We start from the raw sequence: 25,439 nt of genomic DNA on the forward strand, positions 1-25,439 counted from the left end.
ACAGATGTGAAGCTCTTCGGCAAGGTCGCCGTCCTGATGGGAGGGCCTTCGGCCGAGCGCGAAATTTCGCTGCTTTCCGGTAACGCCGTGTTGGCCGCTCTGCGCGCGGCTGGCGTGGATGCGTATGCTTTCGATCCGGCCGAACGGCCGGTGTGGGAACTCAGGCAAGAGGGTTTTACCCGCGCGTTCATCACGCTGCATGGTCGCTTCGGTGAAGACGGCACGGTGCAGGGCGCGCTGGAGGCGCTCGGCATTCCCTACACGGGATGTGGTGTACTTGCCTCCGCCATCGGCATGGACAAGTGGCGGACCAAGCTGCTGTGGCAGGCGGCTGGCCTGCCGGTGCCTGACTTCTGCATGCTCGATGAGCACAGTGATTTCGAACAGATCGCCCAACGGCTGGGTTTGCCGCTATTCGTCAAACCCGCTTGCGAAGGCTCGAGCCTGGGGGTGACCAAGGTGCGTAGCCTGGCGGAGTTTCGCGATGCCTTCGAGGCCGCGCGCAAGCTCGACAAACTGGTGATGGCGGAACGCTTCATCGGTGGTGGTGAATACACCTGCGCGATTCTTGGTGGTCGGGCACTGCCTTCGGTCAAGATCGAACCTGCGAGCGATTTCTACGATTACGAAGCCAAGTATTTCCGCGACGACACGGTTTATCGCTGCCCCTCGGGTCTCTCCGCTGAGATGGAGGCGCAAGTTGGCGCGTACGCGCTGCGGGGCTTCGAAGTGCTTGGCGGCAAGGGTTGGGGGCGTGTCGATTTTCTCATGGATGAAGCCGGCCTGCCTTATCTGCTCGAGGCCAATACCGCGCCGGGCATGACCAGTCACTCCCTGGTGCCGATGGCAGCTCGTGCAGCTGGCTACAGTTTCGAGGCTTTGTGCCTAGCCATTCTGGAGCAGACGAAGCTTGACTGAGCACCAGCCCGCCTTCGGCAAGACGTCAGCTACGCGCGGCCGCGAGGCCGGCGTGCGACGTGCTGCGGCGGGCTTCTGGCATCGGCCGGACTGGATGAATCTGGTCTCCGATGTGTTGATCCTGGTGGCATCGGTGTTGCTGGGCATGGCGGCCGTCAAGGCGGCGGTGCGTTTGCCGCTGTTTGGTTTGCGTGAGGTGGTAATCGTGTCGCCCCTGTCGCATGTCACCCATGCACAGCTGGAGTACGTGGCGGCTTCCGCGCTGGGTGGCAATTTCTTTACCGTGAATCTTGAGAAGGGCCGTACGGCTTTCGAGAATCTGCCCTGGGTCCGTAGCGCCCAGTTACGCCGGCAATGGCCGGGGGCCATCGAGGTCTCGCTGGAAGAGCATGTGGCGGTAGCCTACTGGCGCAGTGCCGATTCCGGCGATACACGTCTGGTCAATGGCTTTGGCGAACTGTTCGATGCGGCAGCCAATGACAGCATGCCGGTGTTCAGCGGCCCGCCCGAAGCGAGCATGCATATCCTGGCGCAAATGCGTCGCTTCAATGAATTGTTGCAGCCGATCAACAGGAATGTGGTGGCCTTGTCACTTTCCGGACGTCATGCCTGGCAGCTCAAGCTTGACGATGGCATGGTGGTGGAAGTGGGCAAGGACCAGGCAAAGGCGCCGATCGATGAGCGACTCAAGCGTTTTGTAAGTATGTGGCCGCAACTCACGAAAAGGCTGCCGCGCGCCGTTACGGTGGCGGATCTGCGCTACCCGAGTGGTTTCGCGGTGCGAATGGCAGGCAGCGAACAAGGAAAAGGCAAGCAATGAGCAAGGACAGCAAGGATCTGATCGTTGGTCTTGACGTGGGCACTTCCAAGGTGACCGCCATGGTGGCCGAATTGCGGCCGGATGGGCGTCTAGAAATCATCGGCGTGGCCACACAGCCTTCCTCAGGCCTGAAGAAGGGCGTGGTGGTGAATATCGAAGCCACGGTGGATGCGATTTCGCGCGTGGTGCAGGAAGTCGAGCTGATGGCTGACTGCAAGATCCGCGATGTCTATACCGGCATCGCCGGTAGCCATATCCGTAGCTTCAATAGCAACGGTATGGTGGCCATCAAGGACAAGGAAGTCACCCCGCTGGACGTCGAGCGGGTGATCGAAGTGGCGCGTGCTATGCCGATCCCGGCGGATCAGCAGATTCTTCACATCCTGACCCAGGAATTCATTATTGACGGCCAGGACGGTGTGCGCGAGCCGATCGGCATGAGTGGTGTGAAGCTAGAGGTCAAGGTGCACATCATCACCGGCGCAGTGTCTGCTGCGCAGAATCTCGTCAAATGTGTGCGTCGCTGCGGGTTGGAGGTCATCGATCTGGTGCTGCAACCGCTGGCGTCCAGCTTTGCCACCCTGTCCGAGGACGAAAAGGAACTCGGCGTGTGCCTGGTGGACATCGGCGGCGGCACGACCGACCTGGCCGTGTTCACACAGGGCGCAATCCGTCACACGGCTGTCATTCCGATTGCCGGCGACCAGATCACCAACGATATCGCCATGGCCTTGCGCACGCCGACCAGCGAGGCTGAGGGCATCAAGCTTGATTACGGCATGGCCATGCAGAGCCAGGTGGATCCGGAAGAAACCATTGACGTTCCGAGCGTGGGTGACCGCGCTTCGCGCCGACTGTCACGCGAAAGCCTGGCGGCGGTTATCCAGCCTCGTGTGCAGGAGCTTTTCGAGTTGGTGCAGGCTGAATTGCGGCGCAGTGGCTATGAAGAGCTGCTTTCATCTGGCCTTGTCTTGACAGGGGGCACTGGCCTGCTGGGCGGGATGTGCGAGCTGGGGGATGAGGTGTTTCATGTGCCGGTGCGCATTGGCGTACCGGTGTATCAAGGGCCGCTGGCCGATGTCGTGAGCCAGCCGCAATACGCCAATGTGATGGGCCTGGTGCTGGAGGGAGCGGCCCAGCGCCGGCGTGGTCTGCAGGCGCGCGAGACGCGTAGCCTGCGCCACTCTTTCGAGCGCATGAAGGCCTGGTTTGAGAAAAACTTCTGATTTGTCATGTAGTTGCAACAGCTATCTGGACCTAGGGGAAGCTCTTGTATTTCTTTCGCTTATTTAGTAGTACACTCCGCGCCGTGATACTACATTTAGGGTGTTTTGATTTGCCGCAAAACATCTTCACGCAGGGCGCAGCGCTGGCAGAAAAGGGGAGCATATGGATCTGATCGAGGTTGTCGACAAGGAACCGAGTGGTACCGTCATCAAGGTTATTGGTGTCGGCGGTGCAGGTGGCAATGCAGTTGATCACATGATTCGCGAAGGTGTTCAAGGCGTCGAATTCATCTGTGCCAACACCGACGCCCAGGCGCTGAAGCGCTCGCTCGCTTCGCGCAAGATCCAGCTCGGCAAGTCCGGCCTCGGTGCTGGCGCCAAGCCTGAAGCAGGCCGTGCTGAAGCCCTTGAAGCCCGCGATGCTATCGTGGCCTCCCTGCAAGGCGCACACATGGCCTTCATCACTGCAGGCATGGGCGGCGGCACTGGTACGGGCGCCGCTCCGGTGGTGGCTGAAATCGCCAAGGAACTGGGCATCCTGACGGTGGCGGTGGTCACCAAACCTTTCGATTTCGAAAACCGCTTCCGTACTGCTGACAGTGGCGTGGAAGAGCTGGCCAAGCATGTCGACTCCCTGATCGTTGTGCTCAACGACAAGCTGATGGAAGTCTATGGCGATGATGCCAGCATGGAAGAATGCTTCCGTAATGCCGACGACGTGCTGCGCAAGGCTGTTGGCGGCATCGCCGAAATCATCAATGTGCCGGGCCTGGTGAACGTCGACTTCCAGGACGTGCGCACGCTGATGGCCGAGATGGGCCGCGCCATGATGGGTTCGGCCGAGGCTTCCGGCATGGATCGCGCCCGCATCGCGGCCGAGCAGGCTGCAGCCAGCCCACTGCTGGAAGGTGTCGAGCTCTCCGGCGCACGTGGCGTGCTGATCAACATCACCGCTAGCCGCTCGCTGAAGATGTCCGAAGTGCGTGAAGCGGTGCAGACCGTGCGTGCCTTTGCGACTGAAGATGCTACCGTGTTCTACGGTACGGTATTTGACGATGCCATGGAAGACCGCATCCGTGTGACCGTGTTGGCGACAGGCTTAGGTGCGCGCCGCGTCGCAGCTCGTCAGCCTGTGATCCAGATGGTCAAAACCGGCACCGACAATGTGCCGATGGAAGTCAATTACGAAGATCTGGCCATGCCTGCTGTGATTCGGCGCAGCACCCGCAACACGGTGCAGGCGATGAGTGATAACGGTTTTGGCACTTACGACATCCCGGCCTTCCTCAGGAAGCAAGCGGATTGATCTTCGTGGTCATTAATAGAAAAGCCGGGCGTAGCTGCCCGGCTTTTTCGTATCTATCGGAGCCTTTGGCATGAGCCGCTTCTTCGCCATCGTCCCGGCTGCTGGGAGTGGCAGTCGCATGGGGGCCGAGCGTCCCAAGCAATATCTTGAGCTGGCCGGCCGGCCTATGCTCTGGCATGCCCTTGCCGCCCTGACGCGGGTGTCGCGCATCGAGCGGGTGTGCGTGGTCTTGTCGCCGGAAGATGAGTGGTGGGATGAGTTTGACTGGCTGCCGCTGGCAGAGCGCCTGCAGGTGCTGCGAGTGGGCGGCCCGACACGTGCGGGGAGCGTTGCGAACGCGCTGCGGGTTCTCGCGGCCGATCTGACTGCCGAAGATTGGGTGCTGGTACATGATGCGGCACGCGCCTGTATCACTGATGCGCAGGTCGATGGCCTGATCGAGGCGCTGGCGGATGATCCGGTAGGGGGGCTGCTGGCTCAGCCGGTGGCCGATACGCTCAAGCGCAGCGGCGCAGACGGGCGCGTGGCGGCAACTGTTTCGCGGGAGGCGATGTGGCAGGCACAGACACCGCAGATGTTCCGCCTCGGCTTGTTGCGCCAGGCCTTGCAGGCTACGCCAGGCGTGACGGATGAAGCCGGTGCGGTCGAGGCGCTGGGTCTGAGCCCGCGGCTGATTGCAGCAGATGCGACCAATTTCAAACTGACATATCCGCAGGATCTGGCGCTCGCTGAGCTGATTCTGCGTGCAAGGAGCGGAGCATGAGTGTGGGGTTTCGGATTGGCCAGGGGCTGGATGTGCATCGTCTGGTAGAGGGCCGCAAGCTGATTCTCGGGGGCGTCGAGATCCCCTACGAGAAGGGTCTGCTTGGGCATTCGGATGCGGATGCCCTGCTGCACGCGATTACAGATGCGGTGTTGGGCGCCGTTGGCTTGGGAGATATCGGCCGGCTTTTTCCGGATACAGACCCCGCGCATGCCGGAGCGGACAGCCGGGTACTCCTGCGTGAAGCCATGCGCCGGGTGCGCGAAGCCGGCTGGGAGGTTGTGAATGTGGATGCCACGATCATTGCGCAGGCCCCGAAGATCGCACCCCATGCGGCCCAGATGGTGGCCAATATTGCTGCGGATCTTGGCGTTGAGCCCGCCTGCGTTAACGTGAAGGGCAAGACCAACGAGAAGCTTGGTCATCTTGGTCGTGGCGAGGGTATTGCCACGCAGGCGGTGGCGTTGCTGGCGCGCCGTGCGAGCTGAGTTTACGCGAACCTTCTTCGCTCTGTGGCCACCTCCGGAGGTGGCTGCCAGACTGCATGCGTTGGGCAAAAACAAAGAGGGGCTGCCGCTGCGGGCCGGTGACCTGCACCTGACGCTCGCGTTTATGGGGGATGTGGATGCGGAGGAGTTTGAGTGCTTGCGGCAGATTGCTGCAAGCCTCTCTCTGCCGCGAGCCAGTTTGCGCATCCGAAGCCTGAAATACTGGCCGCACAACCAGATCCTGTGGGCCGCTCCGGAGATCTGGCCGCCGGAGCTGGCCGACTTTGTGACCGATTTGCACGCAGCACTGACCGATGCGGGCTTTAAGCTGGACGTCCGTGACTTCGTGCCGCATGTCACCTTGCTGCGCAAGGCGAGTACGGATCTATCCCTCGAGGTCGTGGAGCCCGTTGAGTGGCCGCTTGAAGGTTGGTCTCTGGCGGCATCCGCCAAGTCTGATGGATTGCGCTATCGGCGCCTTGCCGAGTGGGCGGTTGCTTAGAAGCAGCTTCTCGCCCATCCTGGCTCACTTTTTCAGCAGGGACTCGATGCGCTGATCCTTGGCTGCCCATTGCTCGTTGAGCCACAACTGGATCTTGCCGCGGTATTGAGGATCAGCCGAGGCGGTTTCGCCGAGAAACTCTGCGGGGATCGTGAGCTTGTTAACGTCGACGATCACCCGACCCATGCGACCTCGCAGCAGATCGACGAAGCGCGGCACGCCATCCGGATAGACGATGGTTACGTCCAGCAGGGCATCAAAGAGTTCGCCCATGGTGCCCAGGGCAATCGAGGCTCCGCCACTCTTGGGTTTGAGCAGATGCTTGTAGGGCGACTTCTGCTGGGCATGTTTGGCTGCTGTGAAGCGTGTTCCTTCAAGGAAGTTGATCACTGAAGTAGGGATATGGCGGAATTTTTCGCAGGACTTGCGCGCGGTGGCCATATCCGCAGCCGCTGCCGAGAGAGTCTTGCCACCGCGGCGCATGAAGGGGAAGTCCAATGCCCACCAGGCTAGCCCGAGCACCGGGATGTAGATCAGCTCCTTCTTGAGGAAGAATTTCAGGAAGGGGATGCGCCCACGAAAGATGCTTTGCAACACGAGGATGTCGACCCAGCTCTGGTGGTTGGCGCTGACCAGATACCAGCCGCGCGGGCGCAGATCGTCGGTTCCGCTGATTTGCCAGCGACGTGCCTCGATGGTGCCCATCCACAGATCATTCACTTTGACCCAGGCATTGGCCAGTGCAACTAGGCAATGGTCGGCGAACTTGCGCACCGGCGTCAGCGGGATGCACAGCTTGAGCAGTGCGAAGGGGATAAAGGCGAGAAAGACCAGCACGGTATTGAGCGCACCGGCCAGACTGGCGAACACGAGTTTGAGAGGGGCAGGAAGCCAGCGAAGCATCGGTGAGCACCGCGAAGAACGGGAACCGTGATTCTACCGGAAGCGCTTGCGACTGCCTGCGCTGCCGCAAGCGCTGGGTTACATCAACCTGCAGGGGTCATACGCACAGGCAATTACCGAGGTGGCTGGAGAGGGCCGTGGCTTCACTGCGGGTGTAATCCTTATCCAGTCGTCCGCTCACCAGCGAGGCGGTGGGGGCATCCAGCTCGGCGTTGAGGAGCCCCATGAATGCAGGGGGGGCGACCAGGATGGCACGCTGGAAGGAGCCTCGACTTCGCCCGCTGCACAGGTCCAAGGCCAAGCGGTGGGCGAAGCCCTGGGCGGTATGTCGTCCGGGCTGTTTGCGTTTGGGTGAGGCGCGTCCGCTGGATTCGGCCACACTGAACTCGTCTTCATTCAGCTCGGTTTCCTTGACCAGTTCGAGGGCCTTATTGGGGCCGCGGTGGGCAAAGATGCGGGCGTGACGGGCGTTGGCGACGACGATCCAGGTCATGGACATGGCGGACTCCTGTGGGATTGAGAGAGGGGGCTGGCGCAGACCAGCCTTCTCAGGCTAGGAGAGCCAGCCGGGAGCGCCAATAGAAAAAAGAAATATCGCGGCGAGCCGCATCAGGCCTTGCTCTGCAGCGGATCCTGCCTGTAGAAGGCCGTCAGCTGGGCGTATACGCCAGGGTAGTCGTGGACAAGTCCGGCTGGTGCGGTGAAGAAGGCCTCCGAGCAGACGGCGAAGAATTCGGCGGGGTGCTCGGCGGCATAGGGATCGAGTTCTGTCTTTTCTTCGGCATCGACGCGCGCGCAGAAGTCTTCGTAGGCGGCATCGAATGCCGCGCACCAGGTGTCCACGTTCATGCCCGCATGCAGCGGGGGGCGCCCATCCGCCTCGCCGCCCAGCATGTCGAGCTTATGAGCGAACTCGTGGATCACCACGTTGGCGCCTTCATAGTCCGCCGGATTGTCGAACCAGCTCAGCACGATCGGGCCACCATCCCAGGATTCGCCCAGTGCATCTTCTTCGTACTCGTGAAGCAGGCCGTCTTCGTCGATGAGTCTGCGCGGGATCACGAAGTCGCTGGGATAGACAATGATGCCGCGCCAGCCTGCATAGGCGTCGAGGCCCAGGTTCAGTACCGGCAGGCAGGCCTGCAGGGCAATCGACAGGCGGGCGAAATTGTCCGGTTCGAAGCCCTGGGCGCCAGCGAAGACCTTGTCGTCAAGGAAGGCCAGGGCCATCTGGCGCAAACGTAGGCGCTCCTCCGGCGATAAGTGAGCCAGGCAGGAGAGGCTGGCCTCAACGGCCGACCAAAAGGCCTCCGACACATCGGGCGGCGCGTTTCTTGCAGCAAAAAGACGACGCAGCGCAGCAAACATGATGTGTATCCGTGTCGGGGTTTCCCCGAGAGGGTAGCAAGGCAGGCCGGTGGCCTGTGGGATAATCCGGCATGGTCTCAGTTCAGCACTCAGTCGCCAATACCGACGGCGCAATTCCCTTTGATGAAGTCCTTGCCAATGGCCTGTCCGCCGAGGCGCGGCCCGTGCTTGCCCAGGCGGTGGAGTGGGCACAGGCTTGCTATGGTGATCGCAAGCTAACCAGTGGCGAAGGTATCTTTGAGCATGCTCTTGGCATGGCACTGGTGGCCGTGTCACTGCGCCTTGATCTGGATGCGCGTGTTGCAGCATTGCTGTTTGCTGTGCATGAGTTTGATCCGAAGGCCACCGAGCATATCGAGGAGAAATTCGGTGGGCTTACCTCCAAGCTTGTCGAAGGCTTGCGGCGCCTGAACCGCCTGCAGATGAGTTCGCGTACCGAAAGCGGAACGCCTGCGGACCTGCGTGCGCAGACCGAAGTGTTGCGCAAGATGGTGCTGGCACTCGCTGAGGACATCCGTGTGGTGCTGCTGCGCCTGGCGTCGCGGGTGCAGACTTTGCGTCACTTCGCGCTGCACAAAGAGTGCACCAATCTCGATATCGCCCGCGAGAGCATGGATCTTTATGCACCCTTGGCCAATCGCCTCGGGGTGTGGCAGCTCAAATGGGAGCTGGAGGATCTGTCCTTCCGTTTTCTTGAGCCGGACACCTACAAGAAAATCGCCAAGCAGCTCGACGAGCGCCGCGTGGAGCGCGAGGCATTCATCGCAGACTCGATCGCGCGTCTCAAGCATGATCTGGCCGCCATCGGAGTGAAGGCTGAGGTCTATGGCCGACCCAAGCATATCTACAGCATCTGGAACAAGATGCGTAGCAAGAACGTTGGCTTCGATCAGGTTTATGACGTTCGCGCCTTGCGGGTGCTGGTCGAGGAAGTGCGTGACTGCTATGCGGTGCTGAGCCTGGTGCACGAGTTGTGGGAGCCGATCTCCAAGGAGTTTGACGACTACATCCTCAAGCCCAAGGGCAACAATTACCAGTCGCTGCATACGGCTGTGCGCGCGGCGGACGGCCGGGCGATGGAAGTGCAAATCCGCACCTATGACATGCACCGCCATGCCGAGTTGGGTGTAGCTGCACACTGGCGCTACAAGGAAGGTGCGAAGGAGCCGGGTGGCTCGGAATATGACGAGAAGATCGCCCTGCTGCGCAACCTGTTGTCCTGGCGTGATGAAGTCACTGATGGCGCCATGTGGGAGGAGCACACCAAGGCAGCTGCGCTGGACGACACCGTTTATGTGGTGACGCCACAAGGGCGCGTGATCGATCTTGCGGCGGGTGCGACGCCGATTGATTTTGCTTACCGCCTGCACACCGACCTGGGCCATCGCTGCCGCGGCGCCAAGCTTGATGGCCAGATGGTGCCGCTGGATACACCGCTCGCGAGTGGGCAGAAGGTGGAGATCATTGCCGCCAAGCAAGGCGGCCCCTCGCGGGACTGGCTCAACCCGCAGCTAGGCTATCTCGTCACCTCGAACGCGCGCGCCAAGGTGCGGCGCTGGTTCGTGCAGCAGGAGGAAGAGGAAACTGCTGCACATGGCCGTGCGATCGTGACCAAGGAGTTGCAGCGCGGCGGCATGACCCAGGCCAATCAGGAGCAACTGGCGGGCAAGCTGGGCTTCAAGGATCTGCACGCTTTCTTCCTCGCAGTGGGGCGTGGTGACATCAGCGGACGTCAGATTCACAACGCAGTGCTTCCCGAGTTGCCAGCTGCGCCTGAGCCGGAGCTGGTGATCCGTGAAGAGCACAAGCCTTCATCGGACGACCGCGTGCTGGTGGTCGGCGTCGGTCGCCTGCTGACCCAGCTTGCACGCTGCTGCAAGCCGGTGCCGCCGGACGAAATCCAGGGTTTCGTGACGCGTGGGCGTGGTGTGTCGATTCACCGTACGGATTGCACGAGCTTCCAGAATATTGCCAAGCAGCACCCGGAGCGCATCGTGCCGGCGGAGTGGGGGTCGCATGCCGTCAAGGCCAAGGCCTTTAACGAGGTCTTTCCGGTCGATGTGGTGCTCGAGGCGCATGACCGCCCGGGCCTGCTGCGTGATGTGTCGGATGTGTTTACCCGCGATAAGCTCAATGTCATTGGCGTGAATACGGTCTCGAAGTCCGGCCGGGCGCACATGCGTTTCACTATTGAGGTTTCCGGCTCCGAGCCGGTGGCGCGGGTGATCCAGCAGATCGGCGAAGTGCAGGGCGTGATCTCGGCTAGTCGGGGTTAAGCAGAGGGCTGAGCAGCAAGGGCAGGTGGTGTCAGCTCGCTGTCAGTCTGGCCTCAGGCTGTGGTCAGCTTCAATCCTTAATCTGCAGTGGTCGGACACGCGCTCAAGCAAGTCCGCCACTCAACCAGATACGAGGAATTGCCAAATGACCAAGATCACCCTGAGCGTTGTTGCCCTGGCTTTCGCAGCCTCCACCGCTTTTGCCGCCGAAACGCCGGCTGCTCCGGTCAAGGCGGTGGCCAAGACCGAAAAGGCAACCTCCACCGTGAGCACCGGGAAGACCACCGCTCCCGCGCTGCACAAGGTGGCAAGCACCGAGAAGAAGACTGAGGCGAAGTCTTCGGCCAGTACTTCGACGCCTGCCGCTCCGGCACCGGCGGCTTCCGCACCTGTAGCGCCGGCCAAGAAGTAAATGTCTGAGGGGTCGCGCAAGCGGCTCAAGCCAGCACAAGCGCCCGCCACCTCCACGGGCGTTTGTGCTTTTCTGGCACCATATGAACTCTTAATTTGAAAGCCCTGAACATGCGCGTCATGCTGGTGGAAGACGATCCTGCGCTGGCCGATACGATCTCGCGTGCCCTGCAGAGCCAGGCCGACGCGCAGGTCGACTGGACCGCCAAGGGCGAGCCAGTGGCCAACTCCCTGCAGGCGGATGACTACGACCTGCTGGTGCTGGATATCGGCCTGCCCGGCATTGACGGTTTCGAAGTGCTGCGCCGGGTGCGTGCCGCGGGCTTGCGCCTGCCGGTGCTGGTGCTGACTGGGCGCGAGGCGATCGATGATCGCGTGCATGGCCTTGAACTGGGCGCGGACGACTACATGGTCAAGCCCTTTGCCCTGCCCGAAATGGTGGCGCGCGCCAAGGCGCTGGTGCGGCGTGCACGCGGCCAGTCTGCCGGGGCGCAGACCACGGTTGGCAAGTTGGTACTGGATGCGGCCGCGCGACGGGCCTGGGTGGCCGGGCTGGAGATTGAGCTTCCGGCGCGCGAATGGCAGCTGCTCGAATACTTCCTGCGCCATCTCGGCAAGGTGGTCAGCAAGGAGCATCTGGTCAGCTCGCTATCGGGCTGGGAGGGGGACGTGAGCGAGAACGCCGTGGAAGTCTACGTTTCCCGTTTGCGTACCAAGCTGACCGATTCCGGTTTGCGCATCCGTACTGTGCGCGGTTTCGGTTACATGCTCGAAGAAGAGCCGATCGATGCTGCGCAAGCTTAGCGGCAGCCTGCGTCGGCGCCTTGCGCTGATCCTGCTGCCGATTCTGCTGGCGCTGCTGCTGGCCAGCGCTGCCGTGCAATACCTGTTGGCGGTGCGCCCGATGCAGCGCGAATTCGATCGCGCCATGAACGACGTCGCGGTGGCGCTGGCCGAGCACTTCGTGGTGGACGACACCGGTGATACCGGCTTCCAGCTTTCTGACGAGGCCGCCGCATTGCTGGACGCAGACGCCCTGGACTACAACTGGTACGCCGCGTTCAACGAGCGTTTCGAGCGCATCGCAGGTGAGAGCGGCCTGCTGTGGCCGGGAAATGTCGTCAAACGTGGCGAGCCGTATTACTTTGACGCGCAGGTCAACGAGCGCCCGGTGCGCGCCGTGGCCATTCTCAAAGCGTGCGGTGCACTCGACTGCGGCGTGGTGCTGGCGGCCACCCTGCGCAAGCGAGGCCGCCTGATCCGCGACATGCAGCTCTCCGCCCTCGTGCCGGTGGCGCTTGTGGGCAGCGTGGCTTTTGCCCTGGTGTGGTTCGGGTTGGGCAGTGGTTTGCGGCCGCTGGTGCGCCTCTCACGCGAGATTGAGCGGCGCTCGCCGCGTGAGCTTTCGCCAGTGAAATTGCGTGACGCGCCGGATGAAGTCCAGCCCCTGGTGACGGCGGTGAATCGCCTGATGCAGCAGTTGGGCGAGGCCAACCAGGCCCAGCAGGCATTCCTTGCCACAGCAGCGCATCAGTTGCGCACGCCGCTGGCCGGGCTGCAATCGCGCATCGAGCTGGCGCAGCTGGAAACGAAGGATCCCGAGAACCGCGGCCGCCTTGGTGAAATCCACGAATCCGCCGTGCGCTCGGCGCGTCTGGCGGTGCAACTGCTATCTCTGGCGCGCGCCGAACCCGGGGCCAGTAGTACAGACGCTCATGTGCCGACCGATCTGGCCAAACTGGCCGGTGAGCTCGTCAATGAATGGGTCCCCCGGGCGATCGAGGGCGGCATTGATCTGGGCTTTGAGCTTGGGACCGCCCCTTTGAATGGATCTCCTTTGCTGTTGCGTGAGGCTATGGCCAATCTTCTTCACAACGCGCTCGAATATGTTCCGCGTGGTGGTTGCGTGACCTTGCGCACCGGAGCCGATGCCACGCAGGTCTGGCTGGAGGTCGAGGATGATGGCCCGGGCATTCCGCCTGAGCAGCGCGGCCGAGTGCTGGAGCGTTTTGCCCGCTTGCCCGACTCTCCGGGTGGTGGCAGCGGCCTTGGCCTGGCCATCGTGCGCGAGATCGTCGAGGGGCATCAAGGCCGCCTGATCCTGGGAGCTGGCGCGGATGGGCGTGGTCTGAGGGCCAGGATCGAGATCGGGCAGGTGAATACGGCTGCCTTATAATGGCCCACCGTTTTTCAGGATGGCATGCCGTTCATGGCCGTAAACCCGCTGTCATTCGTTATCGACAATCTGTTGGCCACTGCATTCTCCTTGTATCAGCAAGGTAAATTGCCCGAGGCTGCACAGCGCTGTCGCTCCGTCCTGCAGATGGAGGCTCGTTCTGTCGATGCACTCAATCTGTTGGGCCTGATTCTGAGCGAGACGGGCCAGGAAGCCTCCGCCGAAGCCTGCTTCCGTGAGGCGCTGCGGCATCAGCCTGAGACCGCCGAGATCTGGCTCAATCTGGGCATGCTGCTCAAGGCCACGGGCCGTTTCACCGAAGCACTGGAAGCCTATGACAAGGCTTTGCATGGCTGGCCGGACATGGCTGCTGCGCATTTCAACCGTGGCAATCTCCTGCGCGAACTAGGTCGCCCGCAGGAGGCCGTCGAGGCCTTCGTGCAGGCCGTGCGCTGCGATCCGCAGGATCCCGATGCTTACAACAACTGCGCCACCTTGCTGCAAAAAGTGCGTCGGCATGAGGAGGCTGTTGCTTGGTTTGACAGGGCTTTGCGCATTGCGCCGGACAATCTCGATCTGCATGTCGGCAAGGCCGCTTCGCTCGAACAGCTTGGACGGCGAGAGGAAGCCGGCGCAATTTTCGAGCGCGTCCTTGTGTTCCAGCCCGAGCATGTAGAAGCGACCGTGGGGCGAGGACTGGTGCTCGAAGCTGCGGCGCAGACCGAGGCCGCGCTGGAGTGCTTCACGCGTGCCGCCCAGCGTGATCCGGCGCACTATGCCGCGCACTGGAATGCGGCGCTGTGCCTGCTCAAGCTCGGGCGCTACCGGGAAGGCTGGCCGCTGTACGAATGGCGCTTGCAGGAGCCTCGGGAGTTGGCTTTACGCCAGCTGACCGAGCCCCGCTGGCAAGGCGAGCCGCTCGCCGGCAGAACCCTGCTCGTCCACGCAGAGCAAGGTTTGGGCGATACGCTGCAGTTCTGCCGCTTCCTGCCTCAGCTGGTTAGCCAGGACACGAATATCGTCTTCGAATTGCAGGCGGGGTTGTTGCCGCTGCTGGAAGGACGCCCCGGGATGGGGAGGCTTGTGGCGCAGGGCGAGCCACTGCCGGAGTTTGATCTGCATTGCGAGCTGATCAGCCTGCCCTTGTTGCTGGATGTGACGCTGGACACGCTGCCTGTTTCCGGACCTTATCTCGATGTTCGTCAGGCACGGCTTGATGTCTGGGCTCGTCGCCTGGGCCCGGCTACCGCGCCGAGGATTGCCTTGGTCTGGCGGACGACCACACCGGGTGACCGAATCAAGTCCCTATCGGTCGATCAGCTTGCGCCGCTCCTGGCGACGGGAATGGAGTTCCATGTTGCGCAGAAGGTGGTCTCCGATGAGGAGCGCCGCTATCTGGCGGATTTTCCGAATGTATTCCTCCATGATGATGCGCTTGGTGATTTTGAAGACACCGCCGCGCTGCTCTCACAGATGGACCGCGTGATATCGATTGACACCTCGGTCGCGCACCTGGCCGGGGGCTTGGGCCGAGAGGTCTGGATCCTGCTGCCGTTCGCTGCAGACTGGCGCTGGCTCGAGGGACGCTACGACAGCCCCTGGTATCCGTCTGCGCGATTGTTCCGGCAAACCACTCCTGGTGATTGGCAGGGAGTTGTTGTTGCACTGACCGGCGTGCTGAATGAACAGGGCTGAGTGAGCATGAATATCTTTGCGTCACCCCCACAGGGGCAGTACACGCCGGAGCAGGTCTTTCGGCTGGCGCTTGAGCATGCGGAGAGCGGCCGCCTGGCACAGGCAGAGCAATTGCTGCGCCGGTTGCTGGCCGTGGCGCCCGGCAACCCCGTCGTGTTCGAAGCCCTGGCTTCCGTGCTGCAGGGCTTGGGCCGGCTGAGCGAAGCGCTGGCCATGATTCGCGGCGCACTGGCGATCCGGCCGGACTCCCCTTCCGCGCACAACACCCATGCGTTGATCCTGCTGGCTGAAGGTGAGCGGCGGGCCGCCCTCGCTGCGTTCGAACAGGCCTTGCGCCTCGCGCCTGATTATTTCGAGGCGCTGGTCAATCGTGCCAACCTGTTGAGCGATCTGCACCGTTTTGAAGAAGCTCTGGCTGCGCTTGATCTTGCCATCCGCCAGCAGCCGGCGCTGGCCTTGCTGCATAACAACCGGGGCCTAGTGTTGCAGGATATGCGTCGCTTCGACGAAGCCCTGGCGGCTTATGGAGAAGCCCGGCGCCTTGCGCCGGAGTTTGCCGAAGCCCGCTGGAACGAAGCCCGCTGCCGACTGCTGACGGGGGATTTTCTGGAGGGCTGGCGCCTGCACGAGGCGCGCTGGCAGGTCGATGGTTTCGCTGCCGCGCGCAATTTTTCGCAACCACTGTGGCTGGGTGACACGGACCTTGCTGGCAAGACCATCCTGTTGCATGGCGAGCAGGGTTTTGGTGATTCGCTGCAGTTCGCCCGTTACGTTCCGCTGGTGGCTGCACGAGGTGCGCGGGTGCTGCTCGAAGTGCGTAAGGGCCTGCGCTCGCTGCTTGAATCGGTGGCCGGCGTTGCCGAGGTGATCGATGCGGGCGACTCGCTGCCGATTTTTGATTGTCATTGCCCCTTGATGACCTTGCCGCTGGCCTTTGGCACCTGCCTCGAAAGCATTCCGACGGAGGTGCCTTATCTTGGCGTATCGGCTGAGCGTAACCTGTGCTGGCGTGAGCACCTGGCCCACTTGCCGCAGGGTTTGAAGATCGGGATTGCCTGGGCAGGAAATCCCGCCCACCGCAACGATTTCAACCGCTCGATGCCGTTGGCAAGCCTTGAGCCCCTGCTGCGTTCGGGCGCCCATTTCGTTTCGCTGCAGAAGGCGCCTACGGAGGCTGAGCGTGGCCTGCTGGTGAGGTTCGGCGTGGCGGACTTCAGTGCCGAGATCAATGATTTTCTCGATACGGCTGCGCTGATCGAGCAACTTGATCTGGTCATCTCGGTCGATTCGGCTGCTGCGCATCTGGCTGGCGCGCTGGGCAAGCCGCTGTGGCTGGCTTTGCCTTTCGTGGGCGAGTGGCGCTGGCTGCTGGATCGTGTGGACAGCCCCTGGTATCCCACCGCCCGCTTGTTCCGTCAGGGCTCGCCGGGGGACTGGCAGGGTCTGGTTGCACAGATGCGGCAGGCACTTCCCGCCTGATCTGCCCACCGCCGTTTTGGGCTTTAGAGAGAAATTTCATGACGTATCTGATGAACATCATTCATGGTCTGCTTGAGCAAGCTGTGCAGAGTTACGCGCAAGGCGAGCTGGCGGTCAGCGAGGCACGGTGCAAGTCCGTGTTGCAGATGGCGCCCGCAGCCGCGGATGCGCTCAACCTGCTGGGCCTGATCGCCGGTGACCGTGGTCAGGACGAAGCCGCAGAGCGGTTTTTTCGCGATGCGCAGCGGGCAGATCCGGAGCATCCGGGGCCGTGGATCAATCTCGGCATGCTCTTGCGGCGCAAGAGCCGGCTGGAGGAGGCGCTCGCCTGCTATGACAATGCAATTCGCTTGCATGCTAGCCTGGCTTCGGTGCATTTCAATCGTGCCAACCTGCTTGAGCAGATGCAGCGCCTTGAGGAGGCCGAGGCAGCCTATCTGCGCGCTATCGAACTGGAGCCGGGCGATGTGGCGGCTTACAACAATTGCGGGGCTCTGCTCTGGAAAAACAAGCGCTTCGAGGACTCCCTGCCGTTCTTCGAACGGGCCCTGGCGCTAGAGCCGGGCAATGCCGAGGCCTGGTTGAACAAAGGGAGTTCGCTCAAGGATCTGGGGCGGATTGACGAGGCGCTGGAAGCCTTTGCCGAAGCCCGGCGCCTGCGGCCAGCCTTTTCCGAGGCCAGTTTCAATCTGGCCTGCTCGCTGCATGCCATGGGTAAGGTCGATGAAGCGCTGGCCGCTTATGCCGAAGCGCGCAATGATCCTGCCGGTTTTGCCGAGGCGACCTGGAATGAAGCCCTGTGTCGTCTGCTCAAGGGCGATTACGCCGAGGGCTGGCGTCTCTATGAATCACGCTGGCTTTCGTGCCGTTTTCCACCGCCCCGCCAGTTCCCGCAGCCACTGTGGGCGGGGGAGGCGGATCTGGCCGGCAAGACCATCCTGCTGCACGCCGAGCAGGGATTTGGTGATGCCATTCAGTTTGTGCGCTATGCCCCGTTGGTGGCTGAGCGCGGTGCCCGGGTCATCCTCGCGGCCCATCCGGAATTGATTCCCTTGTTTGAATCGGTGGAGGGGGCTGCTGCCGTACTGAACGATAAAGAGACCTTGCCGGCCTTCGATCTGCATTGCCCCCTGATGTCATTGCCGCGAGCTTTCAGGACGGAGCTGGATACTATTCCTGCCCGCGCTTCCTATCTGGCCGTGACGCCGCCGCGCCGTACTGTCTGGCAGGCGCGTCTGCAAGATTTGTCTGCCGGTTTGCGGATCGGTCTGGCTTGGGCCGGCAATCCGGCCAATGTCGAGGATGCCAAGCGTTCGATGCCTTTGGCCGCGCTCGAACCACTGCTCCGGGCTTGCCAGGCGAGCGGAAGCACAATCGTGTCGTTGCAGAAGGCCTTGACCGAGGATGACCGTGAGCGCCTGGAGGCTTTCGGCGGGCGGGACTTTGCCGCGGACCGGAATGACTTTCTCGATACCGCCGCACTGGTCGAGCAGCTGGATCTGGTGATCTCGGTGGATTCCGCTGCAGCGCACCTGGCAGGCGCACTTGGCAAGCCCGTCTGGATAGCGCTATGCACGACGGCGGACTGGCGCTGGCTGCAGGAGCGCAGTGATAGCCCCTGGTATCCCAGTGCGCGCCTGTTCCGTCAGACGCAGGCTGGCGACTGGAGCGGAGTCGTCGCTCAGTTGGTCGTGGCCTTGGCGGGCTTCAGACCGTAAGCCAAGCCGGTTTGCGCAAGGACTGCTGAAAAAGCAGGATCCAGCGGCGCCTCCAGGTCCAGCGTGTGCTGGCTAAGCGGATGCGGAAGACGCAGGTGGGTACAGGCCAGCAGCATTCGCTCGCTGCCGAACTGGGTGGTGAAGAAACGGTTGTGCACGCCCTTGCCGTGGGTGGCATCGCCGATGATCGGATGGGCGATGTGCTTGAGATGGCGGCGGATCTGGTGGCGGCGGCCGGTCTCCGGGAACAGGCGCAGCAGGGCGTAGCGGCTCGCCGGATATCGATCCACCGCAAAGGGAAGCTCCACCGTGGCCAAGCGCTCGAAGCGGGTGCAGGCCTCCTGTGGCGCGGGCTCCTCCTCGGGGCGGGATTCGTAGGGGTCGTACTGGCGCGTGAGCGGATGGTCGATCACGCCTTGCGCCTCGGGCCAGCCTCGCACCACGGCCAGATATTCCTTTTCTACCTCGTTGCGCTCGAAGGCCTGGCCTGCGAGCGCCAGCGTGTCGCGGTCCAGTGCGAACAGCAGCACCCCCGACGTGCCGCGATCAAGCCGATGCACCGGCCACACCATGCGCCCGATCTGGTCGCGCAGCAGCTGGATGGCGAAGCGCGTTTCGTGGCGATCGATCTCCGAGCGGTGCACCAGCAGCTTGGCAGGCTTGTTGATCGCAATGAGGTGTTCGTCGCGATAGAGGATGTCCAGCATCAGGCTTCGGTCTTCTGGCGCACCTGCTTGATGCTGCGCTGGGTGCGGAGAAAGCGCCAGACGCCGAACACACCCAGCCCGATGCCCGCTGTAATGGAGGCAATGCCCAGCCAGTACAGGTGACCCGCAGGGAAAAAGTGCAGCAGGGTGGCGCCGCCAACTGCGAGCGTTACGGCGCTGCGCAGGTAGGCGAGCAGGGTGTTTTCGTTGGCCAGGAGCGTCCGGTCGATGGCCAGCTCGTCGCGCAGGATCAGCTCGCTCTGCCGGAAGCGGGCGTAGGGCTCATCCGCCATGCGTCAGGCGACCAACTTGCTGAACCAAGCGGGCGGCTCGATCGAGTCGAGCAGGTTCTTGAGGGTCAGGCCCAGCTCGGTGTCGCCCTCGATACGCAGCTTGCGCTGGAAGAAGAGCGTGTCCGGGTCTTCCGTGCGGCGCAGCAGTTTCAGGTAATCGGCGGTCGCTGCGCGGAAGCTCACATCTGCCTCAGCATCTGCAGGAGCCGGGCGGAAATGGCCGCTCACGTAGCGCAGGGTGGCGCGAGCCCCCAGATCCTCGATCACGATGCGCAGCGTGCGCCCTTCTAGGAAGCTGAAGTCGGCCTCCAGTTGCTTCGTGATGCGGGCGAGCTCCAGGCTGGCGCAGAGCACATCACTCCACGGGCGCTGGGGCAGCTTCGGGCCGATTTCGGCGAGAAATTTTGGCGGGCGTAGTTCAGCAAACATGCTCTTCTCCAAGCCGGATGCCTTCGCGGCCCAGCCAGTAACCATCGCAGAGTTCGGCCGGAGCAAGTCCGGCCAGTTGCGTGGAGTCTAGCGCAGCGCCGTCAAGCGCGGCACGATGCAGGCGTACGATTTCGGCGGTGTGGCGGGCCTGCGGGCTGATGCGCAGGCCCGTGACGCCGGCTGCGGCGAAGCCAGCCAGATGCGGCAGCAGCGCCTGCACGGCGCCCGATTGCGTCTGGATGCCGTTGATGGCGAGGAAGTGCTGGCCCTCGCGGGTATCCAGCGCGAGGCCGTCCGGAAACTCCAGACAGCGGAACTGGCAATCGTCCTTCTTCAGATTGAAGTGGCGGGCGGTGAAGCAGCGCGCCGAGAAGGCCAGCGGCAGGCGTCCCCAGGCAAACAATTCGGTTTCGATGGAGCTCACGTCTTGCAGCAACTGCTGCAGACGCTCGCCGCTCATCTCCACCGGCGGCACCCAGCGCATAGCGCCCATGCCCGCCATGAGCTTCAGAGTGCTGGCGTTGTAGATATTGAGATGCGGGCCGGCCACCCAGCGACCGCCGCGCAACAACTGCACAGCGCCGAGATCGTTGGCTTCGACGAGGAATTCACCATTGCCGCAGAGGCGGCGCAGGGTCTTGAGTTCGCTTTCGGATTCAAGCAGCGCCTGGCAGGAGAGCACCACTTCCTTGCCTGTCTGGGCCAGTTCTCGGGCCAGCCCGAGCCAGTCATCCAGCCGCACCTGCTGGCGGCGGCTGCACACCACTTCGCCAAGGTGAATGGTATCGACGGCCCAGTCCGCCGCTTCGCGGTAGAAGGCGAGGGCGTCCTCACGGGGCCAGAAGTAGAGCAGGGGGCCGAGGGTCAGTTTCATGCTGTTATCCGTAGCCCGGATGAAGGCCGCAGGCCACATTCCGGGCGTGTGTCGTGATGGGCTTGGCCCCGGATTTCGCGGCGCTGCATCCGGGCTAAGATTTCATTTCCAGGGGCGCAGATAGGCCCCCAGGGTGACGTGCTGGCCTTCGGACACCTTACCCAGCGCCGCATCCCAGGCCGGTTTCGGGGCAAAGCGCGCCGGGTCGGCACAGGCTGCGTCGAGGGCAGCTCTCAATGTGCGGGTGACCTCGGCCACATAGGCCGGGCTGCGCTGGCGGCCTTCAACCTTGATCGCCGCCACGCCGATGCGGAGCAGGTCCGGCAGCGCGCTGACGATGTTCAGGCTGGTCGGCTCTTCCAGCGCGTAATAAGTTTCGTGATTGACCTCGAAGCGGCCCTTGCACAGGGTCGGGTAGCCGGCCGGCTCATCGGCCTTGTACTGGTCGATCAAGATGCCTGAGAGGCGAGCCTCCGTACCGGAGGGGGTTTCCACCCAGCGCACCGCCTTGGCCGGTGAGCAGACCCCCGCGGTATTGGGCGATTCGCCCGTGGCGTAGCTGGAAAGCAGGCAGCGGCCTTCCACCATCACGCACAGGCTGCCGAAGCCGAAGACTTCGATCTCCACATCGGTATGGGCGATCACATGCTCCACCTGCGGCAGGGTCAGCACGCGCGGCAGCACAGCGCGCTGGATGCCGAACAGGTCGCGGCACAGGTTGATGGCCTCGTAATTGGTCGCCGAGCCTTGCACCGAGAGGTGACGCCGCAACTGCGGATGGGTGCGAGTGGCGTAATCCAGCAGTCCCATGTCTGCCAGGATCACTGCATCCACGCCAAGCTCCGCGGCCGTATCGATGGCCTTGTGCCAGCGAGGCTCTTCGCCTGCCTGGGCAAAGGTGTTGATGGCCATCAGCACCTTTCGACCCTTGCCGTGCGCGTAGCGGATGCCTTCGCGGGCGGTGGAAAGATCGAAATTCAGACCACTGAAGTTGCGGGCGTTGGTCGCCGCATCCTTGAGCCCCATGTAGACCGTATCGGCCCCGTTATCCACGGCGGCCTTGAGTGCCGGCAGGCCGCCGGCCGGGCACACCAGCTCGGGTTTGAGCATTGCGTTCGATCCCCTGAAAACAGGCGCCAAGCTTAGTGGAGCCCCCTGTGCAATGGCCTTGCCTTGGGTCAAGCGATCCCGTCGGAGCTTACATTCTTGCTGGCGTGGTTAAAGATTTCGGGCGCCCTTGCCGTAAAATGCCAGACTTTCTGCGGAGCCGGTTCTGCAGATTTTTCTTGGGGAACACCATGGCCAAGGGCGATATCATCCAGCTGAAATTCGAAGACTTCACCGATTCCGATACGGGCGCGCGCGTGACGCGTCTGACCCCGGTTGACGTGACCTGCCACCGTAACTACTTCTATCAGAAGTGTTTTACCAACGATGGCTCGAAGCTGCTGTTTGGTGGCCTCTTTGATAACGGTAGCTGGAATGCCTACCTGCTCGACCTCAAGACACAAACCGCGCGCCAGCTTACGGATGGCGTCGGCAAGGTCGACAACACCTTCGGCAACTTCCTCTCGCCGGATGACAAGTATCTCTACTACGTGAAGGGCGGCCGCGAGCTGCGTCGCGTCAATCTCGACTCGCTGGTCGAAGAGGTGCTCTACACCGTGCCGGCAGGTTACAAGGGCTACGGCACCTGGGTGGCTAATACCGAATGTACCAAGCTGGTCGGTATCGAAGTGGTCGAAGGCGACCTGCTGCCGCTCAAGACCTGGGAAGAGTTTGCCGTGCAGTATCACAACAAGCCGCGCTGCCGCCTGGTGAAGATCGATATCGCCACTGGCACCAGCAGCGTGATCTTCGAGCAGGCCAAGTGGATGGGCCACCCGCTGTATCGCCCTTTCGACGACAGCACCGTGGCCTACTGCCATGAGGGCCCGCATGATCTGGTCGATGCGCGCATGTGGTTCGTCAATGAAGATGGCACGAACGTCCGCAAGGTCAAGGAGCACGAAGAAGGTGAGAGCTGCACGCATGAGTTCTTCACGCCGGACGGCTCGAAGATGATCTACGTGTCTTACAAGAAGGGCAGCACCGAGCGCTGGATCTGCGCCGCAGACCCGATCACGCTCAAGAATGAAGCCCTACTCACGATGCCGGCCTGCTCGCACCTGTATTCGAACTACGACGGCACGCTTGCCGTGGGCGATGGCTGCGATACGCCTCCGGATGTGTCTGACACCTCCGCTCACGAGCATGAGAATGACCCCTTCCTGTACATGTTCGACCTCAAGGCCAAGACCACCAAGAAGATCTGCAAGCACAGCTCGTCGTGGAAAGTGTACAAGGAAGACCGTCAGGTCACGCATCCGCACCCTTCCTTTACGCCGGATGACAAGCGGGTGCTGTTTACTTCTGATTTTGAAGGCGAGCCCGCACTCTATCTGGCAGATCTGCCTGCCTGATCGCTTGCTAGAAGCTGCATTCATGACACCGGGGCCTGTGCCCCGGTGTTTTTTTGTGGCTCGGGATATGCGCAGCTGATGTGTTTTTGACTGAGTGGAATTATGTTTCTGTTGCACGCCTGCAACAGGGGCGGCGCCAAATCTCGTCTGCGGGAGACTTTGTGTTGCCGTGAGTCATAGCCACTTGCCAGAATCAGCCCAACTTCTCGAATCGCGAGAGGTGGGATGGGAGAGCAAGGTAGCAACTGCCATGCCCCCGTACTTCAACTGTGAGGAGAAACTCATGCAGAAGAAACTCATTGCTCTGGCAGTCGCCGGCCTGATGTCTGGCGCCGCTTTCGCTCAAACTTCCGTGACCATCGGCGGTAAGGTTGATGCCGGTTATCAATTCAAGAAGACTGCCAACGCTGATTCCAGCGGCGGCTCCACCGGTGGCAAGACCACCGAAACCCTGTCGGATGGCAGCGCTTCCACCTCGCGCATCACCGTCAGCGCCAAGGAAACCATCAACAGCGATCTGGAGGCCGGTGTCAGCATCGATCTGCGCTTCTCTGACTTCTTCGATGGCAAGGCCACCAACAACAGCACCACCTCCACCGTTGCCGGTGTGGGCGGCCTGACCTCCAACGATAAGAAGGCCGTGTACCTGAGCAGCAAGATGCTTGGTCGCGTGCAGTGGGGCGTGCAGAACTTCGGTGACGACTTCTACGTCGCCAGCAAGCCTTACATGGTTGAGCCGAAGGATCTGGAATTCGTCAAGTACGGCATCTCCACCTACCGCATGACCGCGCTGACCAACCGTACCACCCAGTACCTGACCCCGACCCTGAGCCTCGGCTCCTTCAAGATCGGTGGCCAAGCCATCTACGCGATCGGCGACAACCGCAAGGGCGGCAACAGCAACGTTGATGCAACCGGTAGCGGCGACGTTCTGGGCGGTGGCTTCCAATTCGCCTTCGGCAAGGTGGTGAACGGCGGTTACGACTATGTGAGCCGCAGCAGCACCGGCGTGACCGATGCAACCGAAGATGGCATGCGCTTCCAACGCGCCTTCGTGTCGGTGTTCCCGATCGGTGGTCTGAAGCTGGCGGGTACCTACTCCACCCAGAATGGTCGCGCTCGCGCTATCAACACCGCCTATCAGGACAAGATCACCAACGCCGTCGTGTCGTACAACTTCAACGACAAGGCTTCCGTTGGTGTCGAGTACTCGATCGTGCGTGACGTCGGCAGCAACCGTAACAGCGGCCATGGCTGGATGATGGGCGGCGCTTACTTCCTGACCAAGAGCGTGTATGTCTACGGCGCTGTGCAGAAGAGCGATTGGGAACGCAACGAAAACAGCGTGGGTGGCTACGATGGTACCGCCGATGCTTTCGGTGCAACCCGTTCCGCTACCAAGCGCGACGAGCGTTACACCCGCGTGGGTTTCGTGAAAGAGTTCTGATCCTTCCTCCGGAAGTGTCAAACGACTTAAAAAGGCAGCCTTCGGGCTGCCTTTTTTTGTGCCTGATTTTGTGTTGCTTGTTGTACGGGGTGAGGTAGGTTTTATAGGCGCCCGCTCCATGAGAGACAGCCTCTGGAGCAAGTGTTGCCTGGGGGTTTGATACCGTCAGTAGATGCGGCTCGGTGTGAGCCGCTCTCTGTCTGGATGCGGGGCTTTGTTCTTTGCACCCTGAACTTTGGCGCAAGTGAGTGGCTATCTGCGACGCAAGGGATGAGCTCTCTCCCTTGAGAGGCTCTCCGAGGCTGTGCTATTGGGCTGTGAGCGGAGATCAGGAAATGCATTTTTCCGAGCAAACGGTACGTCCAGCGCACAGGTCTGAGCCGCCATGTTTTGTGGGGTTCAGGAGGCCGGATGCAGGGGGAGGGGCCGGTGGCTGCGATCACAAGCCAAGCCCAGTGGGCGAGAGTATTACAGACGTAAAAAACCCGCAGTCATTGCGACTGCGGGTCTGAAAGCCCGGCGGTTGCAGCCGGGGCCCGATGACGGGTGTGGCTCAGGCGACCTTCTTGGCCTTCGGAGCGGCGCTGCCGACAGCCTTTACCGTGGCGGTGGTGGCGGCGGCAACATTGGCTTCAGCGATCTCGGCAACCTGCTTGGCGGCCTTGTTGATGCTGTCGTAAGCCGAATTGGCGGCGGCGATGGCGGATTTGACGGCGGCTACGGCGACGTCTGAACCTGCAGGCGCCGACTTGGCGGCCTTGTCCAGCGCCGCTGAGACGTTTTTGTTTACTTCCGACATTTGCGACTCGAGGATCTTGCCGATGTCTTCCTGAGCGGCTGCGCTGATTTCGTAGACGCTACGGCCGTAGGAGACGATCTTTTCGATGGTCGGCTGAGCCAGTGCGCTCTGCAGCGAGACCAATTCCTGCGCATCCTTGGCGCCGAGCAGAGTCTTGGCGTTGGAAACGCTTTCTTCCAGCAGGGTACGTGCGGTGTTGAGGTTGAGGGTGGCCAGTTTTTCGGCGCTTGCAAAGGCGGTATTGGCAAACGTCAGGGCGGCTTCGATGGAGGCTTTGTTGGCGATGCTGATTTGATCGGGAAGGGACATGGTGATCTCCTGAGTCGGGTTCAATTCGGTTGAGCAGAACTGCTACGGGCGCTACGCATGTGCTGCCGGA

At 62.0% G+C, this 25,439-nt stretch carries 25 protein-coding genes; 16 read left to right on the forward strand and 9 right to left on the reverse strand.

The features are described from left to right. The first annotated feature begins 6 nt into the window (after window positions 1–6). From Q3Y64_RS13810 to thpR, 7 genes are all read left to right on the forward strand, one after another. Window positions 7–918: a D-alanine--D-alanine ligase gene (locus Q3Y64_RS13810; protein ID WP_303562934.1), complete on the forward strand. Its 912-nt coding sequence runs from the start codon at window positions 7–9 to the stop codon at window positions 916–918. Beyond that, window positions 911–1,738, forward strand: a complete 828-nt coding sequence (locus Q3Y64_RS13815; RefSeq protein ID WP_303562672.1) for a cell division protein FtsQ/DivIB — start codon at window positions 911–913, stop codon at window positions 1,736–1,738. The genes Q3Y64_RS13810 and Q3Y64_RS13815 overlap by 8 nt, the downstream gene beginning before the upstream one ends. Continuing rightward, the gene (gene ftsA, locus Q3Y64_RS13820) at window positions 1,735–2,964 is read left to right on the forward strand and encodes a cell division protein FtsA (protein WP_101944342.1); all 1,230 of its coding nucleotides are present in this window, start codon (window positions 1,735–1,737) and stop codon (window positions 2,962–2,964) included. Before Q3Y64_RS13815 ends, ftsA begins: the two co-directional genes overlap by 4 nt. A gap of 169 nt (window positions 2,965–3,133) precedes the next feature. Further along, entirely contained in the window at window positions 3,134–4,270 is a 1,137-nt protein-coding gene (ftsZ, locus tag Q3Y64_RS13825) for a cell division protein FtsZ (protein ID WP_101944380.1), read from the forward strand. Window positions 4,271–4,340: 70 nt separating this feature from the next. Next, complete coding sequence (ispD, locus tag Q3Y64_RS13830) at window positions 4,341–5,033, forward strand: 2-C-methyl-D-erythritol 4-phosphate cytidylyltransferase (RefSeq protein WP_303562678.1); 693 nt, start codon at window positions 4,341–4,343, stop codon at window positions 5,031–5,033. After that, on the forward strand, window positions 5,030–5,521 hold the full coding sequence (gene ispF, locus Q3Y64_RS13835) for a 2-C-methyl-D-erythritol 2,4-cyclodiphosphate synthase (RefSeq protein ID WP_101944344.1): 492 nt from the start codon (window positions 5,030–5,032) through the stop codon (window positions 5,519–5,521). Before ispD ends, ispF begins: the two co-directional genes overlap by 4 nt. Beyond that, window positions 5,511–6,023 (forward strand): RNA 2',3'-cyclic phosphodiesterase, encoded by a 513-nt coding sequence (gene thpR / locus Q3Y64_RS13840; RefSeq protein WP_303562681.1) that lies wholly within the window; start codon window positions 5,511–5,513, stop codon window positions 6,021–6,023. The genes ispF and thpR overlap by 11 nt, the downstream gene beginning before the upstream one ends. A 24-nt stretch (window positions 6,024–6,047) precedes the next feature. Here thpR and Q3Y64_RS13845 read toward each other — a convergent pair whose 3' ends face one another. The 3 genes from Q3Y64_RS13845 to Q3Y64_RS13855 all read right to left on the reverse strand — a co-directional run bounded on the left by Q3Y64_RS13845 (window position 6,048) and on the right by Q3Y64_RS13855 (window position 8,294). Further along, window positions 6,048–6,926, reverse strand: coding sequence for an acyltransferase (locus Q3Y64_RS13845; RefSeq protein ID WP_303562683.1), 879 nt, complete (start codon window positions 6,924–6,926; stop codon window positions 6,048–6,050). Window positions 6,927–7,023: 97 nt separating this feature from the next. Next, the gene (locus Q3Y64_RS13850) at window positions 7,024–7,425 is read right to left on the reverse strand and encodes a host attachment protein (protein ID WP_303562685.1); all 402 of its coding nucleotides are present in this window, start codon (window positions 7,423–7,425) and stop codon (window positions 7,024–7,026) included. Window positions 7,426–7,535: 110 nt separating this feature from the next. Continuing rightward, entirely contained in the window at window positions 7,536–8,294 is a 759-nt protein-coding gene (locus Q3Y64_RS13855) for a zinc-dependent peptidase (protein ID WP_303562687.1), read from the reverse strand. Between the two features lie 71 nt (window positions 8,295–8,365). On the opposite strand from Q3Y64_RS13855, the gene Q3Y64_RS13860 reads away from it, so the two are divergent. From Q3Y64_RS13860 to Q3Y64_RS13890, 7 genes are all read left to right on the forward strand, one after another. Continuing rightward, entirely contained in the window at window positions 8,366–10,570 is a 2,205-nt protein-coding gene (locus Q3Y64_RS13860) for a bifunctional (p)ppGpp synthetase/guanosine-3',5'-bis(diphosphate) 3'-pyrophosphohydrolase (RefSeq protein ID WP_303562689.1), read from the forward strand. A gap of 145 nt (window positions 10,571–10,715) precedes the next feature. Next, window positions 10,716–10,982, forward strand: a complete 267-nt coding sequence (locus Q3Y64_RS13865) for a hypothetical protein (protein WP_101944350.1) — start codon at window positions 10,716–10,718, stop codon at window positions 10,980–10,982. 95 nt (window positions 10,983–11,077) lie between these two features. Then, the gene (locus Q3Y64_RS13870) at window positions 11,078–11,785 is read left to right on the forward strand and encodes a response regulator transcription factor (RefSeq protein WP_368506657.1); all 708 of its coding nucleotides are present in this window, start codon (window positions 11,078–11,080) and stop codon (window positions 11,783–11,785) included. After that, window positions 11,769–13,157: a sensor histidine kinase gene (locus Q3Y64_RS13875; protein WP_303562692.1), complete on the forward strand. Its 1,389-nt coding sequence runs from the start codon at window positions 11,769–11,771 to the stop codon at window positions 13,155–13,157. Before Q3Y64_RS13870 ends, Q3Y64_RS13875 begins: the two co-directional genes overlap by 17 nt. Before the next feature lie 33 nt (window positions 13,158–13,190). After that, on the forward strand, window positions 13,191–14,852 hold the full coding sequence (locus tag Q3Y64_RS13880) for a tetratricopeptide repeat protein (RefSeq protein WP_303562694.1): 1,662 nt from the start codon (window positions 13,191–13,193) through the stop codon (window positions 14,850–14,852). Between the two features lie 6 nt (window positions 14,853–14,858). Then, complete coding sequence (locus Q3Y64_RS13885; protein ID WP_303562696.1) at window positions 14,859–16,331, forward strand: tetratricopeptide repeat protein; 1,473 nt, start codon at window positions 14,859–14,861, stop codon at window positions 16,329–16,331. 38 nt (window positions 16,332–16,369) lie between these two features. After that, window positions 16,370–18,049, forward strand: a complete 1,680-nt coding sequence (locus Q3Y64_RS13890; RefSeq protein ID WP_303562698.1) for a tetratricopeptide repeat protein — start codon at window positions 16,370–16,372, stop codon at window positions 18,047–18,049. Here Q3Y64_RS13890 and Q3Y64_RS13895 read toward each other — a convergent pair. From Q3Y64_RS13895 to Q3Y64_RS13915, 5 genes are all read right to left on the reverse strand, one after another. After that, complete coding sequence (locus Q3Y64_RS13895; protein ID WP_303562701.1) at window positions 18,013–18,756, reverse strand: pseudouridine synthase; 744 nt, start codon at window positions 18,754–18,756, stop codon at window positions 18,013–18,015. The two genes, Q3Y64_RS13890 and Q3Y64_RS13895, sit on opposite strands and share 37 nt — an antisense overlap. Then, the gene (locus Q3Y64_RS13900) at window positions 18,756–19,049 is read right to left on the reverse strand and encodes a YidH family protein (RefSeq protein WP_101944356.1); all 294 of its coding nucleotides are present in this window, start codon (window positions 19,047–19,049) and stop codon (window positions 18,756–18,758) included. The genes Q3Y64_RS13895 and Q3Y64_RS13900 overlap by 1 nt, the downstream gene beginning before the upstream one ends. A gap of 3 nt (window positions 19,050–19,052) precedes the next feature. After that, window positions 19,053–19,478, reverse strand: coding sequence for an SCP2 domain-containing protein (locus Q3Y64_RS13905; RefSeq protein WP_303562704.1), 426 nt, complete (start codon window positions 19,476–19,478; stop codon window positions 19,053–19,055). Further along, window positions 19,468–20,352: a U32 family peptidase gene (locus Q3Y64_RS13910; protein ID WP_303562706.1), complete on the reverse strand. Its 885-nt coding sequence runs from the start codon at window positions 20,350–20,352 to the stop codon at window positions 19,468–19,470. Before Q3Y64_RS13910 ends, Q3Y64_RS13905 begins: the two co-directional genes overlap by 11 nt. Window positions 20,353–20,454: 102 nt before the next feature. After that, window positions 20,455–21,462: a peptidase U32 family protein gene (locus Q3Y64_RS13915; protein ID WP_101944359.1), complete on the reverse strand. Its 1,008-nt coding sequence runs from the start codon at window positions 21,460–21,462 to the stop codon at window positions 20,455–20,457. A 188-nt stretch (window positions 21,463–21,650) separates the two neighbouring features. On the opposite strand from Q3Y64_RS13915, the gene Q3Y64_RS13920 reads away from it, so the two are divergent. Together Q3Y64_RS13920 and Q3Y64_RS13925 are read left to right on the forward strand one after the other, a co-directional pair. Beyond that, on the forward strand, window positions 21,651–22,814 hold the full coding sequence (locus Q3Y64_RS13920) for an oligogalacturonate lyase family protein (RefSeq protein ID WP_170022784.1): 1,164 nt from the start codon (window positions 21,651–21,653) through the stop codon (window positions 22,812–22,814). A 283-nt stretch (window positions 22,815–23,097) separates the two neighbouring features. Continuing rightward, window positions 23,098–24,261, forward strand: coding sequence for a porin (locus tag Q3Y64_RS13925; protein ID WP_303562713.1), 1,164 nt, complete (start codon window positions 23,098–23,100; stop codon window positions 24,259–24,261). Window positions 24,262–24,814: 553 nt separating this feature from the next. On the opposite strand, the gene Q3Y64_RS13930 is transcribed toward Q3Y64_RS13925, so the two are convergent. After that, window positions 24,815–25,369: a phasin family protein gene (locus Q3Y64_RS13930; RefSeq protein ID WP_101944362.1), complete on the reverse strand. Its 555-nt coding sequence runs from the start codon at window positions 25,367–25,369 to the stop codon at window positions 24,815–24,817. Between the last annotated feature and the right edge of the window lie 70 nt (window positions 25,370–25,439).

Source organism: Uliginosibacterium sp. 31-12 (assembly GCF_030548425.1).
Classification (GTDB): Bacteria; Pseudomonadota; Gammaproteobacteria; order Burkholderiales; family Rhodocyclaceae; genus Uliginosibacterium; species Uliginosibacterium aquaticum.

Excerpts from the sequence above, each read along its gene's own strand:
- ftsA (WP_101944342.1), top strand. The coding sequence starts at position 1,735 with ATGAGCAAGGACAGCAAGGATCTGATCGTTGGTCTTGACGTGGGCACT.
- ispD (WP_303562678.1), top strand. The coding sequence starts at position 4,341 with ATGAGCCGCTTCTTCGCCATCGTCCCGGCTGCTGGGAGTGGCAGTCGC.
- ispF (WP_101944344.1), top strand. The coding sequence starts at position 5,030 with ATGAGTGTGGGGTTTCGGATTGGCCAGGGGCTGGATGTGCATCGTCTG.
- Q3Y64_RS13845 (WP_303562683.1), bottom strand. The coding sequence starts at position 6,926 with ATGCTTCGCTGGCTTCCTGCCCCTCTCAAACTCGTGTTCGCCAGTCTG.
- Q3Y64_RS13850 (WP_303562685.1), bottom strand. The coding sequence starts at position 7,425 with ATGTCCATGACCTGGATCGTCGTCGCCAACGCCCGTCACGCCCGCATC.
- Q3Y64_RS13855 (WP_303562687.1), bottom strand. The coding sequence starts at position 8,294 with ATGTTTGCTGCGCTGCGTCGTCTTTTTGCTGCAAGAAACGCGCCGCCC.
- Q3Y64_RS13860 (WP_303562689.1), top strand. The coding sequence starts at position 8,366 with ATGGTCTCAGTTCAGCACTCAGTCGCCAATACCGACGGCGCAATTCCC.
- Q3Y64_RS13865 (WP_101944350.1), top strand. The coding sequence starts at position 10,716 with ATGACCAAGATCACCCTGAGCGTTGTTGCCCTGGCTTTCGCAGCCTCC.
- Q3Y64_RS13875 (WP_303562692.1), top strand. The coding sequence starts at position 11,769 with ATGCTGCGCAAGCTTAGCGGCAGCCTGCGTCGGCGCCTTGCGCTGATC.
- Q3Y64_RS13880 (WP_303562694.1), top strand. The coding sequence starts at position 13,191 with ATGGCCGTAAACCCGCTGTCATTCGTTATCGACAATCTGTTGGCCACT.
- Q3Y64_RS13885 (WP_303562696.1), top strand. The coding sequence starts at position 14,859 with ATGAATATCTTTGCGTCACCCCCACAGGGGCAGTACACGCCGGAGCAG.
- Q3Y64_RS13890 (WP_303562698.1), top strand. The coding sequence starts at position 16,370 with ATGACGTATCTGATGAACATCATTCATGGTCTGCTTGAGCAAGCTGTG.
- Q3Y64_RS13895 (WP_303562701.1), bottom strand. The coding sequence starts at position 18,756 with ATGCTGGACATCCTCTATCGCGACGAACACCTCATTGCGATCAACAAG.
- Q3Y64_RS13900 (WP_101944356.1), bottom strand. The coding sequence starts at position 19,049 with ATGGCGGATGAGCCCTACGCCCGCTTCCGGCAGAGCGAGCTGATCCTG.
- Q3Y64_RS13905 (WP_303562704.1), bottom strand. The coding sequence starts at position 19,478 with ATGTTTGCTGAACTACGCCCGCCAAAATTTCTCGCCGAAATCGGCCCG.
- Q3Y64_RS13910 (WP_303562706.1), bottom strand. The coding sequence starts at position 20,352 with ATGAAACTGACCCTCGGCCCCCTGCTCTACTTCTGGCCCCGTGAGGAC.
- Q3Y64_RS13915 (WP_101944359.1), bottom strand. The coding sequence starts at position 21,462 with ATGCTCAAACCCGAGCTGGTGTGCCCGGCCGGCGGCCTGCCGGCACTC.
- Q3Y64_RS13920 (WP_170022784.1), top strand. The coding sequence starts at position 21,651 with ATGGCCAAGGGCGATATCATCCAGCTGAAATTCGAAGACTTCACCGAT.
- Q3Y64_RS13925 (WP_303562713.1), top strand. The coding sequence starts at position 23,098 with ATGCAGAAGAAACTCATTGCTCTGGCAGTCGCCGGCCTGATGTCTGGC.
- Q3Y64_RS13930 (WP_101944362.1), bottom strand. The coding sequence starts at position 25,369 with ATGTCCCTTCCCGATCAAATCAGCATCGCCAACAAAGCCTCCATCGAA.